A 15,465-nucleotide genomic window follows, 5' to 3' on the forward strand; every position below is an offset into this window, starting at 1 on the left:
CCACCACCTTGCCAAGACTGCTCACCGCGTTTGGTCGGCGATTGTAACACCAGCGAGACAGCCTCGGGGCTCCCGGCAGAGGCCTTGCCTGCAACAGTATTTTGTCGGGATCACCCGTGCTTGCGGCACAGCGCACAGTATCACTACATCTAGTTGAGGGCAGAAATCCCGCGAAAGCGGCATGGGCTCTCGCGTAAGCCATTGGTCAAGACCCTGAGCGCAAAAAACAATGAAAAAATCGGCTTGCCACATCCCAGATCACACACTATCTTGTGCCAATGTCGTTTCAGACAACCATATATATGGTTAACCTTCACAGCCTACCCGGCGACGTCAAGTGCTGAAACCACCCATTTTATTGATAGATCGCCCTGCCACCATTACTACGGCAGCGCCTCAACCGATACTACATATAGTGTTTGTGCCCAACAAAGGAGCCTGTCATGCACGTCACCCCGTCAGCCAGCAGTAACGAAACTACCAACGTGCATGCCGAGCAGGAGCAGCAGAACGACGAATTGCAAATGAGCGCACCGGGCCAGCTGCGCGTCATCAAACGCAACGGCACCCTGGTGCCCTACACCGACGACAAGATCCGCGTCGCCATGACCAAGGCGTTTCTCGCCGTAGAGGGTGGCCAGGCCGCCGCCTCTTCACGCATCCGCCAGATCGTGGACGAGATGACCGACACCATCAGCGCCATCTTCAAGCGCCGCCTGCCCTCCGGCGGCACCCTGCACATCGAAGAGATTCAGGATCAGGTTGAACTGGCGCTAATGCGTTCGGGCGAGCAGAAGACCGCGCGCAGCTACGTCCTCTACCGTGAAGAGCACGCGCGTCAGCGCAAGGAGCGTCAAGCCACCGCGCCGGCCGATGCGCACCCCAGCATCCGCGTCACCCTGGCCGACGGCAGCCGTCAGCCGCTCGACATGGGCCGCCTGCGCACCGTCATTCAGGAAGCCTGCGATGGCCTGGCCGAAGTCGACGCCAACCACATCGAGCAGGAAACCCTGAAGAACCTGTACGACGGCGTAACCCAGCTCGACGTCAACACCGCCATGGTGATGACCGCCCGCACCCTGGTCGAGCGTGAGCCCAACTACAGCCAGGTCACCGCCCGCCTGCTGCTCGACAACCTGCGCGCCGAAGCCCTCAGCCACCTCGGCGTCGCCACCAGCGCCACCCACACCGACATGGCCGAGCTGTACGCCAAGACGCTGCCGGTTTATATCCAGGCCGGTATCGAATACGAATTGCTCGACGCCAAACTCGCCGAGTTCGACCTAGAAGCCCTGGGCGCCGCGATCAACCACGACCGCGACCAGCTGTTCGGTTACCTGGGCCTGCAGACCCTGTACGACCGCTACTTCCTGCACCGCGAAGGCACCCGCATCGAACTGCCGCAAATCTTCTTCATGCGCGTGGCCATGGGCCTGGCGATTGAAGAGGAAGACAAGACCGCGCGCACCATCGAGTTCTACAACCTGATTTCCAGCTTCGACTACATGGCCTCCACGCCAACCCTGTTCAACGCCGGCACCCTGCGCCCGCAACTGTCCAGCTGCTACCTGACCACAGTGCCCGACAACCTGTCCGGCATTTACCACGCGATCCACGACAACGCCATGCTGTCCAAGTTTGCCGGCGGTCTGGGTAACGACTGGACCCCCGTGCGCGCCATGGGCGCCTATATCAAAGGCACCAACGGCCAGTCACAGGGCGTTGTGCCCTTCCTGAAAGTGGTCAACGACACGGCCGTCGCGGTCAACCAGGGCGGCAAGCGCAAGGGCGCGGTGTGCGGTTACCTGGAAACCTGGCACCTGGATATCGAAGAATTCCTCGAGCTGCGCAAGAACACCGGTGACGACCGTCGCCGCACCCACGACATGAATACCGCCAACTGGATTCCCGACCTGTTCATGAAGCGCGTGTTCGAAGACGGCCAGTGGACGCTGTTCTCCCCGTCCGATGTGCCCGATCTGCACGACCTGACCGGCAAGGCCTTCGAGGAGCGTTACGAGTATTACGAAGCGCTCACCGAGTACGGCAAGCTCAAGCTGCACAAGACCATCAAGGCCGCCGACCTCTGGCGCAAGATGCTCAGCATGCTGTTCGAGACCGGCCACCCCTGGCTGACCTTCAAGGACGCCTGCAACCTGCGCAGCCCGCAGCAGCACGCCGGCGTGGTTCACAGCTCCAACCTGTGCACCGAGATCACCCTGAACACCAGCGCCGATGAAATCGCCGTGTGTAACCTGGGCTCGGTCAACATGGTGCACCACATCACCGATGGCAAGCTGGATACCGCCAAGCTCGAGCGCACCGTGCGCACCGCAGTACGCATGCTCGATAACGTGATCGACATCAACTACTACTCGGTGCCGCAGGCGAAGAACTCCAACTTCAAGCACCGCCCGGTGGGTCTGGGCCTGATGGGCTTCCAGGATGCGCTCTACCTGCAGCACATCCCGTACGGCTCCAATGAAGCCGTGGCCTTCGCCGACCAGTCGATGGAAGCCATCAGCTACTACGCCATCCAGGCCTCCTGTGATCTGGCCGAAGAGCGCGGCAGCTACTCCAGCTTCGAGGGCTCGCTGTGGTCCAAGGGCATACTGCCCTATGACTCGCTCGACATCCTCACCGAGCAGCGCGGCGCCAAGTACATTGAAGTGGACCGCAGCAGCACCCTGGATTGGGAGCCGGTGCGTGCGCGCGCCAAGAAAGGCATTCGCAACTCCAACATCATGGCCATCGCCCCGACCGCGACCATCGCCAACATCACCGGGGTATCGCAGTCCATCGAGCCGACGTACCAGAACCTGTACGTTAAATCGAACCTGTCGGGCGAATTCACCGTGATCAACCCCTACCTGGTACGCGACCTGAAAGCGCGCGGCCTGTGGGACTCGGTCATGGTCAATGACCTCAAGTACTACGACGGCTCGGTACAGCAGATCGACCGCATCCCGGATGACCTCAAGGCGCTGTACGCCACCGCCTTTGAAGTGGAAACCAAGTGGATCGTCGAAGCCGCCAGCCGCCGCCAGAAATGGATCGATCAGGCACAATCGCTGAACCTTTACATCGCCGGCGCCTCCGGCAAGAAGCTGGACGTGACCTACCGCATGGCGTGGTTCCGTGGCCTGAAAACCACCTACTACCTCCGCGCCCTGGCCGCCACCAGCACCGAGAAGTCGACCGTCAACACCGGCAAGCTGAACGCCGTGTCCAGCGGCAGCGCGCCAACGGCAGCCGCCGCGCCCGCTGGCCCGGCGCCCGTGCCGCAGGCTTGCTCAATCGATGATCCCGACTGCGAGGCCTGCCAATAAGGCAGGCCCAGCGGCAAGCCTCAAGCTGCAAGCTACAAGCAGCTCGAGTGAGCGCCACCGTCATTGGCCAGAAACAGCTCCGAGCATAAGAGCAGTTCCGCTCGGAGCGCTTAAAACACAGCGTGATTTCTATCCCTCGCGTCATTCCCGCGAAGGCGGGAATCCAGAAAAACCCAAGCGCGGCGCCGCGTCCAAGGTTCACACCACTCACCGCCGCCACACCAAACAACTTGCCGCTTGCAGCTTAAAGCTTGCGGCTGTCGACCAAAGGGAGACACACCATGCTCAGCTGGGACGATTTCGACAGCGAAGACACCACCACCGCACCCGCCGCCAAGGCAGCCGCCCAACCGAGCGCGCCGCTCACCGACAGCCCGGTAATGGAAAACATTGCCGAAGGTTCGGTGGAGGACGCGCGTCAGATCAGCGCGGACGACTCCGACGCCATCGCCCGCGCCAAGGCCGCGCTGGATGAGCTGGACATTCAGGAAGGTCTGGACGATCTGGAAGGCTCCGCCGCCCGCGTGCAGGTTGGCGACAAGCAGATGATCAACGCCCGCGCCGACCTCAACCAGCTGGTGCCGTTCAAGTACGAATGGGCCTGGCAGAAGTACCTCGACGGTTGTGCCAACCACTGGATGCCGCAAGAGGTCAACATGACCGCCGACATCGCCCTGTGGAAGAGCGCAGACGGCCTGACCGAAGACGAGCGCCGCATCGTCAAGCGCAACCTCGGCTTCTTCTCCACCGCCGACAGTCTGGTCGCCAACAACCTGGTGCTGGCCGTGTACCGCTTGATCACCAACCCCGAGTGCCGCCAGTACATCCTGCGTCAGGCCTTCGAAGAGGCGATCCACACCCACGCCTATCAGTACTGCATCGAGTCGCTGGGCATGGATGAAGGCGAGATCTTCAACATGTACCACGAGATCCCGAGCGTCGCGAAAAAGGCCAGTTGGGGGCTGAAATACACCCGTTCGATCTCCGACCCGACCTTCACTACCGGCACCGTCGAGACCGACAAGGAACTGCTGCGCAACCTGATCGCCTACTACTGCGTTCTGGAAGGCATCTTCTTCTACTGCGGCTTCACCCAGATCCTGTCCATGGGCCGCCGCAACAAGATGACCGGCACCGCCGAGCAGTTCCAGTACATCCTGCGCGACGAATCCATGCACCTGAACTTCGGCATCGACGTGATCAACCAGATCAAGATCGAAAACCCGCACCTGTGGGACGATGCCATGAAGGACGAAGCAACCCAGATGATCCTGCAAGGCGCGCAGCTGGAAATCGAATACGCCCGCGACACCATGCCCCGCGGCGTACTCGGCATGAACGCCGCGATGATGGAGGACTACCTCAAGTTCATCGCCAACCGCCGCCTCACCCAAATCGGCCTGAAGGAAGAATACCCAGGCACCAGCAACCCCTTCCCCTGGATGAGCGAAATCATGGACTTGAAGAAAGAGAAGAACTTCTTTGAGACGCGGGTTATCGAGTATCAGACTGGTGGGGCGTTGAGCTGGGATTGAGCTTGACCACTTGATCGTTCCCACGCTCCGCGTGGGAACGATCACTCTTATGAGATGCGAAGCATCCTTAATCATCTTCTTATAAGGCAAAACTCATGAGCGAAACGAACCTTATACTTGCCTATCCAGAAAGCAACCAAGAAGTACGCACCTTATACCGAGATAGCGAAGTTTTATTCTGCCTTGCAGATGTGGTGAGAATACTTGCAGAGCAAAATACTACTCTTGCCGAAGATGGAAGAAAGGTAGGCTTGGGAGGGCTAACGAAGGCATTATTAGACGCACTAGATACCGACGAAAAGTATTCTGTACCAGAAATTGCATTAGATAACCCTCAAGATGCCCAATTTGTAACCCAGCCTGGGCTTTTCAGAATAATACTTCGCGATAACAGCCCAGCATGTAAGAAATTTCAACGGTGGGTATTTCACGAAGTTTTACCCTCCATTCAGCGATACGGTACCTATCCGCCGCCGCAGATACAGCAGGGATCCGAAGTAAAGAAAGCTGTAATGCTACTCCTTGAAGAAATTGAGGAGCGAGAAAGATTAGAGCGTGAAACAAAAGAACGATTCCTACAAACTGAGCGCCGATTAAATGAGCTTAGCCAAAAAATATCCACTACAGCACCACACCAAAATTACGGAGTGAATTATTTAACTGTCTCTGACTATTGCCGTCAGCTAGAGATAGAAAAGTCTCAAGAACAATTGCTTCGAGGCTGGTGTATAAAAATTAGTGCGGAAGAGGGGCATCCCAGCCACAAAGTGCTCAAAGATGGTCACGAAGAGGTATCATTCTCTGAGCTCGTATTAAATAAAGCAGCATCTAGTATTCGCGGATAACGGAATGGTTACCACGCAGAGCGTGGAAACCATCGGTATATGTTCTCCCCAACCGACACAACGTAAAATATTTCAGTCACCGGTCGACTCGATAGCAGCCTGCTCAGCCTCTTCACTATCTTCAATACCCAGAACCTCCACCGGATCACGCTTCTGCAATTTAGGTGGTGGAGCCACCCATGCTCGGAGCTTTTGCCCTACTTCCTGATAAAAATGCGGCACAGCTTTCTCGAGCTCTTCTATGAAAACTTTCGCGCCGGAGAAACGAGCACCTAAATCCGCCATATAGAAAACCTCGAATGCGCTAGGCACCACGTTGGTAGAAAGCGTTTCCAGAGCATTGCCATCTACCAGGAGCTTCGCCAATGGCGTTTGGGTTTCTTCGGCACGACCGGGACGTATAGCTTTAACGTAAAAGCCGTCAGCGTTAGCTTTACTAACCTGTTTAATCAGCCAGTTCACCCTTGCGGAGCTACGTACTTTGTCTTGCGGCGCGCCGAGACGCATCGCGCAGGTAATAGTGCGCTTTGTCAGATCAGCAGTTATATCCAGATCGGCGGCGGCATCCGGGATGCTCAGACAGCAGGTCAGCCTGTGTTCTTTGGCCAGCAGTTCACAGTCATCTTTCAGACGTTGAACAGGATCATTGCGATGCGCTTTGCTGATTTTCTGCGTTATCTGTCTGCCCAGCTTACGACTCATCACCAGACACAAATCGCGCTGCTCCTGATGCCAGCTTGAAACACTATTCTCTACCTCTTCCGCAGTCTTGTTCAAAACCGCTCCGCTCTTCACCTTGGCGACGACATCCTTCCATTCACGATTCATGCTGTCGAAGCGCGTTGCCCCGCTAGAGTCGTGGCTGAAATATCGCAAGACCTCCTCAAGAATGAATCGCTGATCTGGCGAGGTAATGTCGCCAGAATCCAGCAGTAGGGTCGCTTGAGTTACTGCGTACATCCAAGACCAGTGATAAAGTTCCAGACCCTTAAGGAGCGTTTTGGGGATCTTAACCGGGTGGTGATTAGGCAAGGCCACAAACTGGTTGGTGATCGTGATCACCGCGTCTATCTTGTTCTTTTTTGCTTGTAGCAAGTATCGCTTTAGCTGCTCTTCACCCACTTCGTTATTGCCTATCTTTGCTTCTATCAAAGCAGACCATTGCTTGCTACCGGTCACCAATTGCACCAAGCCATCAGGGCGATCCTTTTTCGGGATATCAAGATCGCATTCCAAAGCAACTTCAGTCCAGGCACCCATTTTGGCTCGAGCGCTAACCCGATGTCCGAGGGAAGCGAACATTACCTGCCGAAATTCATAAACTCCCCGCAGCGCGGCGAGCAGAATAGATGCCGCTCGTTGTTCACGGTTGGTGTCAGCCACTACAGGGATTAATCGGGCTATTTCTGCTTGCACTACATATTCTGGCCTTTCCATGTGCATTTTTCCTTTTTGTAATCACATACAGGCTTATCGCTAAAAACGTCCAAAACCTCTCATCCACAGGTCCCAGCTCAACGTCTGGAGGCACCATTTGCTGCTTGCAGATAGCTTCACCATAGCCCACTGCCATAAACCCCACCAAAAAAAGCGTGCTAATCCCCGGAGCTGATCGTTCCCATGCTCCGCGTGGGAACGCAGCCTGGGACGCTCAGCGTCCAGACGCGCAACTTTGCACCTCTGGCCCAGCCAATACTAGTACTGCCTGGCCAACGTCCCGCCGCTACAGTTCTAGCTTCCCTTCGAATTCGCCAGACCAACCGACCAGTTACCACCAGCCTCTTGGTGCAGCTCCAGCAAATCGTATGTCTTCACCATATCCAGCAAGCCCGAATGACCGTAGGTCTTTGTCGAGAAGGCCGGATCGGTGCGTTTCAGATATTGGCCGAGCGCACCCAGCCCGACTTTGCCCTCTGACGACTCGCCGGCCAGAAGCGAAACCGCTTCCACGACAAAGCGCGGCCGCTGCTTGGCTGGTGTTTTGCCGGCTTCCTTATTGGGTTCTTTGACTAGTTCTTTCGCTGGCTCTTTACCGGGCTCTTTACCGGATGGGGATTTATCGGCCTTGGGCTTCGCAGCGGGATCTTTTTTGGCTGGTACTTTTTCTGCGGAGTCTGTGCTGGCATCTGGATCGGCTTCTGCCGGCGACCACTCAAAGAACTGGTCGCTGGCATTGCGCAGGGCTTCCGGTGTTTTACCTTCCCCGACAATGCACACTCGGGCGCCCCGTTCACGCAGTTTGCGGCACAGGTAGGCAAAGTCTGAATCGCTGGTGACCAGGCAGAAGGTTTCTGCGCGGTGGTCGAACATGGCTTCCAGTGCGTCCAGCGCCAGGGCGATGTCTGCAGTATTCTTGCCGGAGGCGTACTGGTATTGCAGGTGGGGCGTGAAGGCCAGGCGGACCAGGGCCTCTTGCCAGCGGTTGGCCAAGGTGGCGTGATTGCCGTAGCCACGGCGTAATGCGACCCGGCCGAACTGGGCGGCCATGCGCAAGGCATAGGGCAGTATTTCCGGCGGTACGTTGTCGCAATCGACCAGCACCGCGACGGGCACATCGGTGCCGTTGGAGAAATCCTGAACTGCGTTGGATCTAGGGTTGTTATTCATGGCGTCCCTGTTTGGTTGAAGCCTATCTGCTTCCGTTCCTGTTTGTTGCAACACTTCACTCGACGTTATCCCGAAGGCTGCGCCAGGTAAAGCGACATGCACATGATCAGCCTCCCGCCTGCGTGAAATGCAGCCCTGCAGCCTGTTCCTCCCCGCGCACTTGCACCGCAGCGACGCAAAGCGTCAACAGCCAGGCTCCCACGCAGAGCGAGGGAGCCATCGGCAAAGTGGCCAGCCTATCTTTTTACGCAGGCAAAGATCGCATTTCCCGATGCCTGATCCCAAGGCAAAATCCGCTCGTAATCGTGCTCCAGTAGCTGCACCTCGAAGTACGGTGCAAGCAGTTCAAGCAGCTCGCCGAAGCTCACAGCCACCATCGGGTGCTCATCGTTCCAGACCTGTTTGCCCTCAGCACCGGCGCGCTCCACTCGCAGCTTCAGCAATTGCCGTGCGCCCGCTCCGGAATAATGCCAGCCGGAGCTGAAACTCAGCAGACCGTCGCTATGGCCCGCGTTGTGCGAAACCCAGGAGCCGTTATCGATCTGGTGTTTATCCACTGCGTTGAAACAGAACAGGCCACCGTCTGCCAGGGCTGCATGCACGCTGCGGATACAGGCCTGCAGCCGCTCGATACTGGCGCTGTAATGGATGGAATAGAGGAAGCAGGTGATCAGGTCTTGCGGCTGGCTGACCTTGAAGCCGCACATGTCCTGCAACCAGAATTGCGCTTCCGGGCAGCGTATCAGCGCCTGATCCAGCATGGGTTGATTGATGTCCAGGCCACTGCTGTGAAAGCCGGCATCGAAAAAGTGTCGCACGTGCGGGCCGGTGCCACAGGCCAGGTCGAGATGCCGGGTCCCGCCATTGCCGAAGAGGTGTTGCAGGCGTTGCACACAGCGGCTCTGGGCCAGATAGTCGATATCGGCGCACATCAGATCGTAGTAACCCGAAAGATCGGTATAAATGGCGTTGCTGGACATGATGATGTGGCGCTGAAGGAAGGGGCGCGAATAATATCCCGACCGCAGAAAAAGCGCCGCTATTTATGCAAGCGCACGCGCGTATCAAACCAGCACAGGGGCGTCCGAGGTCTTCGACTAAGTCCTCTGGCGCATTTTCAAACGCACCAGCCGGTAAAAATAGGCGATGACGATAAAGGCGATGACCGCCATGGATAGCGGATCCAGGTAATCAGCCACTTTTTCGTACTGGGATTCGAGCAGATAGCCAGCCAGCGCCAGCAACGCCGTCCAGATCAGCGAGCCGACCGTGGAATAGGCAAGGAACGCTGCCATGGGCATACGCGCGATGCCCGCCGGGACCGAAATAAGCGTCCGTACGGTGGGCAGCAGCCGGCCGAAAAACACCGCCGCCCTGCCGTGCCGACTGAACCAATCGTTGGCCTTGTCGATATCCTCCGGCCCCATGGTCAGCCAGAAACCGTGGCGTTCGGCAAAATGCATCAGCCGGTCCTTGCCCAGCCGCGCACCCAGGTAGTACCAGGGCAAGGCACCCACGACTGAGCCAGCTGTCCCTGCGGCCACCACACCGAAGAAATTCAGCTCGCCCTTGGCGGCGGAGAAGCCCGCCAGCGGCATGATGACCTCCGAGGGAATGGGCGGAAAGATGTTCTCCAGCAACATCAGGAAGAACACGCCGATATAGCCGGTTTTGGACACAACCTCGACGATGGCATCGAACATAGTAGTCAGGGCTCCAGAGAGGCTTCTTCTGCAGGCGTTGCGGCGCCTTCTGCAGGGGGGGTGAGCGAACCGTAACAGGCAGCCAGATCGCTGATTTGTTCCGGATTCAGGCGGCGCCCGGCGCTGTGCATGACATGGGCGTACTGCGTGCCCCCGCGCTCACCCGCCGCAAAAAGCTGCAACTGCTGGGTGAGATATTCGGGATATTGCCCCGCCAGGACAGGATAAGCCGGGTTGCGCTCGATAGCGGACGGGCCATGACAATGGCGGCAGGCGGGCACTTTCTGGTTCGTATTGCCGGCAGCAGCCAGCACCTTGCCCCGCGCGATGGCCTGCGCATCGACCTGCACGTCAACTTGCGCTGCGGCTTGGCTGGCTACGCTGGGCAGCTGTGCGTAATGCTGGGCTAGCTGCTGCAACTGCTTTTCATCCAGCCGGGCGGCAATGGGCTGCATCACACCGCTGGCACGCTCACCGCTGGCATAGGCTTGCAGACTTGCTAGCAAGTACGCCTGCTTCTGCCCTGCCAGCACCGGAAAGGCGCCCGCACCGCGGCCCTCGCCTTCGGGCCCGTGGCAACGCGCGCAATCTGCCAGCACTGGCGCGAGCGGGTCGCTGGCCGCGCCATTCGCTTGCAGCATGCCAGAGGATGCCGGAATATCCGCGCCCTCGCCCACCGCCAGCGCCCTGTAGCGCCGAGGTGACATTTCAGGCAGCTGCTGCAGAAAAGCCACCATCGCCCAGACTTCATCGTCGCGCTGGCGCGCTGGCCAGCCCGGCATGGCGGTAAATTTGATGCCGTGACGCACTATCCAGAACAGCTCCTGCGCCTCCCAGCTGTCGATACGTGGCGGCAGATACGGCGGCGCCGGCGTCATTTGCCGGGCTATCAGCGATTCGCCTAGGCCGGGCGCGCCGTGGCAGCCCAGGCATCCGGTCTGGTAATATCCAGCGCCCTTGAGGATCAGCGCCGGATCAGCCAGATTAGCGGGCACCTTGATACCCAGCGATTGGGTGGCAACGGCTCGCCGCATACTGTAATGCAGAAACCAGCTGGTGGCGGACCAGTGACCGGAGCTGGCCCCAATGGACACCAAGCCTGCGGACGTCACAGCCAGCGCGCCGAGCCCCAGCGCCAATAATGTCAGCGTCACACCCAGCGCCAGCGGTCGGAGCAGACCACCGTCAAGCCAACTGAGTAAGCGCGTGCGCAAACCAGCGAGCGGGGCCTTCATCGCTCGCCCCCTGCTGAGAACCGCTGGCCAACTGGCGTCATCATCGCGATCGCGCGTGCTCATTCGCAACTCCCGATAAACACCACCGAGAGCGCAACAAACACCGTCGCCACAAAGCTCAGGCCGCAGAGCAGCAAGGTGGCAAAGCCGAGAAAGCGGTGGCGGTCTGCGGGGCTGTCAAAATCATGGGGCGCAGTGGCGGTACCAAACTGGTGGCGCTTCCAGCCGCCCCACCCGGTGAGCACGATACCCGCGAGCGCTACCAGCGTATAGCCGCCAATGATCAGCCGCGCATCCCCCAGCAGACCATCGCGCCCGGCTACCTTGGCACACCAGACGGCTGCCGTAACGTAGGACAGCACAAAGTGCATCGCCCAGATCGCGGGACCGAAGATAATCAGCCACAACGATTCCTTTTCGCCAGGGGGTGCTTCAGGCACCCGTTCGGCTGGCAGATCGGTCTGGTCGGTCATGCCACCTCCGGAAAGCCGGCGACCACGGCCACGGTTACGCCCACGGTAATCGCCAGAAAATGCCAGTACAGCCCCACATTCTGGATATCGATGTCGTGTTTGGCGGTCATGCGCCCGGCCAGCCGCCGGGCGAGGCAATACAGCAACATCACCAAGCCTACGCCCAGGTGCAGCAGGCACCAGAGAACCAGTACCCACACAGTCGCCGGATACACATCCCGCGTGGGATCAAGGCCGGCAAAATGCGGCCCGGCCCAGAGCGACGCTGCGCCGGCGACAGTGCACAGCGCCGCGGCGGCAAGGCAGAGGTTAAAACCAAGGCCATGGTCAAGACGGTTGAGCCGCCGGCTCAACAAGGTCAGCAGCCAGGCGGCAAGCACCAGCCCCAGGGCAGTCAGCAGCCAGCCGGTGCCGGCCTCGGCACCATGCTGCGGCGGAAAGTCATCATGGCTGGTCCAGAAAAAGAAGTAACCGAACACCAGGCTGAAAAAGGCACTCATATCACCCACCATGGTGATAAACATCGCCCACCAACCGACCGACTGCCGACCGGATGCGTAAACCGGCAGCGTCACATCCAGACCAATGTGCTTGCTGTCCCGCTCGGGAATCACCGCAGTGCCGGTCCAGAGCCAGATCAGGATGGTCACCAACGCCAGCGCACCGCTGATCAGCGCCGCCATATACCAGTGGTAGGTCGCGAAGATGAACAACCCGCCGGTGAATATCGCCGCCCACAACGCCTTGAACGTTGGCCCGGGCACGCGCAGGCACTGCACCGGATCGGCGTCGATGATGCTGGTGATCAGTGTTTCGCGCTTACCCTCCTGGGCATCGGGCAGATAAAAACGGCCCTGGTCGACATCCCGCGTCAGATCGGGCTGATCCCACAGCGGATAGCGGCTGCGAATGATCGGAATCGAGCGAACACCCCAAGGCATACTTGGCACCTCGACCAGCCACTCCAGCGTGCCGGCATTCCAGGGATTGCGTGGGCTATAAGGCTGTTTACCCTTGGGCCGAACCACGTCCCAGACGATAAAAGCCACGCCAGCGGCCAGAACATAGGCACCCACGGTGGAAACCATATTGAGCACCTCAAAGCCCTGCTCGGCGCCGTAGGTGTAAATACGGCGCGGCATACCCAGCAGGCCGGTGAAATGCATGGGCAGAAAGGCCACATTGAAGCCGATGAACATCAGCCAGAAACCAAGCTGACCCAGGCGCTTGGACAGCATCTTGTTGCTTATTATCGGATAGAAATAATAGATCCCGGCAATAACCGGGAAGAGCACACCGCCGATCAACACGTAATGCAGATGAGCCACGATAAAGTAGGTGTCGTGCGCCTGGAAGTCGAACGGCGCCAGGGCAACCATGACACCGGTCAGCCCGCCAAGCACAAAGATGGCGAGCGATCCGGCAACAAACAGCATGGGCACGGAGCGAACAAAGCGCCCGGCCAAGGCGGTGGCGAGAAAGCAGAAAATCTGTACACCAGTGGGAATCGCCACCGCTTCGGACGCCGCCGAAAAGAACGCCAGGGATATCGCCGGCATCCCCGTGGTGAACATGTGGTGTACCCACAAACCGAAGCTGATAAATCCGGTGCCCACCGCCGCCAGCACTATCCAGCCGTATCCGACAACGGGCCGCTGCGCCGCGGTCGGCACAATCATTGCCACCAGCGCCACCGCGGGCAGGAAGATGATATACACCTCGGGATGACCAAAAATCCAGAACAGGTGCTGCCAGAGCAGCGGATCACCGCCGCGCGAAGGATCGAAGAAGGGCCAGTCGAAGGCGCGCTCCATCTCGAACAGCAAATCCCCGGCAATCAAGGGCGGGAAGGCAAAGAGGATCATCCCGGCGACCACCAGAATGTACCAGGCGTACAGCGGAATCAGGTTGATGCGCATGCCCGGCGGACGCGTCTTGAGTACGCCAACGATCAACTCCACCGCAGCGGCGAGTGACGCCACCTCGATAAATGACAGGCCCAGCAACCAGATATCCGGACCCAGCCCCTCGGAGTACTGCGTAGTCAGCGGCGGATACATGAACCAGCCGCCCTGCGGCGCTACGCCAAAAAAGATCGAACCACAGACAAAGACACCGCCAATCAAAAAACACCAGAAGCCGAACGCTGAAAGCCGCGGAAACGGCAAGTCCCTCGCGCCCAGCAACTGCGGCAGGATAAGAATGGAGAACGCCTCGAAGATCGGCACCCCAAACAGAAACATCATTACCGAGCCGTGCAGCGTGAACATCTGATTGTAGGTATCCGCGGAAAGCAGATCATTCTCGGGCACCGCCAATTGGGTACGCATCAGCAGCGCCAGTACGCCGGCAAACAGGAAGAAGATAAAGGCCGTGCAGGTATACCAGAGCCCCACTTCGGTATTGTTGACCGCAGACCAGTAACGCCAGCCGGTTGGGGTCTTCCAGGCTGCAGCGAGTCGATCCGCTTGGGCACGAGCCAACTTGGGATCATAGGCGGGCAAGGGCTGACGTTGGTCGCTCATTTCAGCTCACTCAGGTAATGGGCCATGGCCCGCAGCTCGGCCTCGGGCAACATGTCGAACGCCGGCATATAGGCGTCCGGTTTAATGCGGTGGGTGTGGGCTATCCAGTGCTCGAAGTCAGTCACCTGCGCGCCCAGTGTGCCAGCGGCCAGCGTCAATCGGCTGCCGACATGGGTAAGATCCGGCCCCATGCTGCCATCGGCGTCGGTACCGCGAATACTGTGGCACGCGCCGCATCCATTGCGCAGGAACGCGGCCATTCCCTGTCTGGCAGTGGCGTTCTGCGCCGCCTGGGCAGGTTGCTGCTGGGCTGCGAGCCAGCTATCGAACTCATCGACCGGCATCACCACGGCTTCGAATTTCATCAAGGCGTGAGAACTGCCGCAATACTCGGCGCAAACGCCTCGATACACGCCAGTGCGGGTGGGTTCCAGTACCAGTTGATTGACTCGGCCGGGGATCATGTCGACCTTGCCGCCGAGCGAAGGAATCCAGAACGAGTGGATCACATCCGGGCTGCTGAGCTCGATGATCACCTTGCGTCCAACCGGCAGACGAACTTCATTGGCCAGCTCGACGGCGCCGCCAGCGTCGCCCTCATAGCGCACCCGCCACCACCATTGTTCACCGGCCACCGCAATACGCAGATCGGCATCGCCGGAGGAGCGCAGCTCAGGCATCATCGCCAGCCCGTAACTCAACAGGGCTGTAAGAACTACCACGGGGAAGATAATGCCGCCGCCCAGGATCAACCAGCGGGCGCTGGATTCACTGTGCGCTTCAGGCCGAGCCTGGGTGACATAGAAGGCGATGGCCATGACAGCAGCCCATATCAACGCGCCGCCAATCCACATCCACCAGAACAGCTGCGCTATATCTTCGGCACCCCGCCCGGCAGGATGCAATGCGGATTGCCCGCCCTCGCAGCCACCCAGGAGCGCTGCCGCAAGCAGCGCCAGTGCCCAGGCAATAAATGGAGGTTTCGGTTTTCTTCCTCTGATCACATTCCCGGCTTCCAGCTCATCCCATCTCGGGCGTTCGACTGTGCTGCGCGGGTAAGAGTTCAGGTCAGTGTCCGAGCATGCTGGGTGGGAGCAATGGTGGGATCAGACCCGTAGGGTGGAAAACGCCAAAGGCTTTTCCAGCAAAGAATGAGGCCGAACAGCAGCGGTGGAAAACGCTTTGCGGTTTTCCACCCTAGGGCAAGGCAAAA

The 15,465-nt window shown here is 58.9% G+C and carries 11 protein-coding genes; 3 read left to right on the forward strand and 8 right to left on the reverse strand.

Annotated elements, in window-relative coordinates:
- Window positions 1-443: 443 nt before the first annotated feature.
- From V7756_RS13625 to V7756_RS13635, 3 genes are all read left to right on the forward strand, one after another.
- Complete coding sequence (locus tag V7756_RS13625) at window positions 444-3,329, forward strand: ribonucleoside-diphosphate reductase subunit alpha (protein ID WP_335610733.1); 2,886 nt, start codon at window positions 444-446, stop codon at window positions 3,327-3,329.
- Between the two features lie 281 nt (window positions 3,330-3,610).
- Window positions 3,611-4,864, forward strand: coding sequence for a ribonucleotide-diphosphate reductase subunit beta (locus tag V7756_RS13630; RefSeq protein WP_335610734.1), 1,254 nt, complete (start codon window positions 3,611-3,613; stop codon window positions 4,862-4,864).
- Between the two features lie 95 nt (window positions 4,865-4,959).
- Window positions 4,960-5,709, forward strand: a complete 750-nt coding sequence (locus tag V7756_RS13635; protein ID WP_335610735.1) for a BRO-N domain-containing protein — start codon at window positions 4,960-4,962, stop codon at window positions 5,707-5,709.
- A gap of 72 nt (window positions 5,710-5,781) precedes the next feature.
- Here V7756_RS13635 and V7756_RS13640 read toward each other — a convergent pair whose 3' ends face one another.
- The 8 genes from V7756_RS13640 to coxB all read right to left on the reverse strand — a co-directional run bounded on the left by V7756_RS13640 (window position 5,782) and on the right by coxB (window position 15,256).
- Complete coding sequence (locus V7756_RS13640) at window positions 5,782-7,146, reverse strand: hypothetical protein (protein WP_335610736.1); 1,365 nt, start codon at window positions 7,144-7,146, stop codon at window positions 5,782-5,784.
- Window positions 7,147-7,440: 294 nt separating this feature from the next.
- Window positions 7,441-8,316, reverse strand: coding sequence for an NYN domain-containing protein (locus V7756_RS13645; protein ID WP_335610737.1), 876 nt, complete (start codon window positions 8,314-8,316; stop codon window positions 7,441-7,443).
- A 236-nt stretch (window positions 8,317-8,552) separates the two neighbouring features.
- A complete protein-coding gene (locus tag V7756_RS13650; RefSeq protein ID WP_335610738.1) occupies window positions 8,553-9,296 on the reverse strand; it encodes a class I SAM-dependent DNA methyltransferase in 744 nt (247 codons plus the stop codon).
- Window positions 9,297-9,413: 117 nt separating this feature from the next.
- On the reverse strand, window positions 9,414-10,019 hold the full coding sequence (locus tag V7756_RS13655; RefSeq protein ID WP_335610739.1) for a DedA family protein: 606 nt from the start codon (window positions 10,017-10,019) through the stop codon (window positions 9,414-9,416).
- A gap of 5 nt (window positions 10,020-10,024) precedes the next feature.
- Window positions 10,025-11,317, reverse strand: a complete 1,293-nt coding sequence (locus V7756_RS13660) for a c-type cytochrome (protein WP_335610740.1) — start codon at window positions 11,315-11,317, stop codon at window positions 10,025-10,027.
- Window positions 11,314-11,727 carry a hypothetical protein gene (locus V7756_RS13665; protein WP_335610741.1) on the reverse strand — a complete coding sequence of 138 codons (414 nt, stop codon included), beginning with the start codon at window positions 11,725-11,727 and terminating at the stop codon, window positions 11,314-11,316. Before V7756_RS13665 ends, V7756_RS13660 begins: the two co-directional genes overlap by 4 nt.
- Window positions 11,724-14,252: a cytochrome c oxidase subunit I gene (ctaD, locus tag V7756_RS13670; protein ID WP_335610742.1), complete on the reverse strand. Its 2,529-nt coding sequence runs from the start codon at window positions 14,250-14,252 to the stop codon at window positions 11,724-11,726. The genes V7756_RS13665 and ctaD overlap by 4 nt, the downstream gene beginning before the upstream one ends.
- Window positions 14,249-15,256 carry a cytochrome c oxidase subunit II gene (coxB, locus tag V7756_RS13675; protein WP_335610743.1) on the reverse strand — a complete coding sequence of 336 codons (1,008 nt, stop codon included), beginning with the start codon at window positions 15,254-15,256 and terminating at the stop codon, window positions 14,249-14,251. Before coxB ends, ctaD begins: the two co-directional genes overlap by 4 nt.
- Between the last annotated feature and the right edge of the window lie 209 nt (window positions 15,257-15,465).

It is taken from the genome of Halopseudomonas sp. (assembly GCF_036961105.1).
Taxonomy (GTDB): domain Bacteria; phylum Pseudomonadota; class Gammaproteobacteria; order Pseudomonadales; family Pseudomonadaceae; genus Halopseudomonas.

Bases quoted from the DNA above. Each gene is read 5' to 3' on its own strand.
- V7756_RS13625 (WP_335610733.1), top strand. From the start codon at position 444: ATGCACGTCACCCCGTCAGCCAGCAGTAACGAAACTACCAACGTGCAT.
- V7756_RS13630 (WP_335610734.1), top strand. From the start codon at position 3,611: ATGCTCAGCTGGGACGATTTCGACAGCGAAGACACCACCACCGCACCC.
- V7756_RS13635 (WP_335610735.1), top strand. From the start codon at position 4,960: ATGAGCGAAACGAACCTTATACTTGCCTATCCAGAAAGCAACCAAGAA.
- V7756_RS13640 (WP_335610736.1), bottom strand. From the start codon at position 7,146: ATGGAAAGGCCAGAATATGTAGTGCAAGCAGAAATAGCCCGATTAATC.
- V7756_RS13645 (WP_335610737.1), bottom strand. From the start codon at position 8,316: ATGAATAACAACCCTAGATCCAACGCAGTTCAGGATTTCTCCAACGGC.
- V7756_RS13650 (WP_335610738.1), bottom strand. From the start codon at position 9,296: ATGTCCAGCAACGCCATTTATACCGATCTTTCGGGTTACTACGATCTG.
- V7756_RS13655 (WP_335610739.1), bottom strand. From the start codon at position 10,019: ATGTTCGATGCCATCGTCGAGGTTGTGTCCAAAACCGGCTATATCGGC.
- V7756_RS13660 (WP_335610740.1), bottom strand. From the start codon at position 11,317: ATGAGCACGCGCGATCGCGATGATGACGCCAGTTGGCCAGCGGTTCTC.
- V7756_RS13665 (WP_335610741.1), bottom strand. From the start codon at position 11,727: ATGACCGACCAGACCGATCTGCCAGCCGAACGGGTGCCTGAAGCACCC.
- ctaD (WP_335610742.1), bottom strand. From the start codon at position 14,252: ATGAGCGACCAACGTCAGCCCTTGCCCGCCTATGATCCCAAGTTGGCT.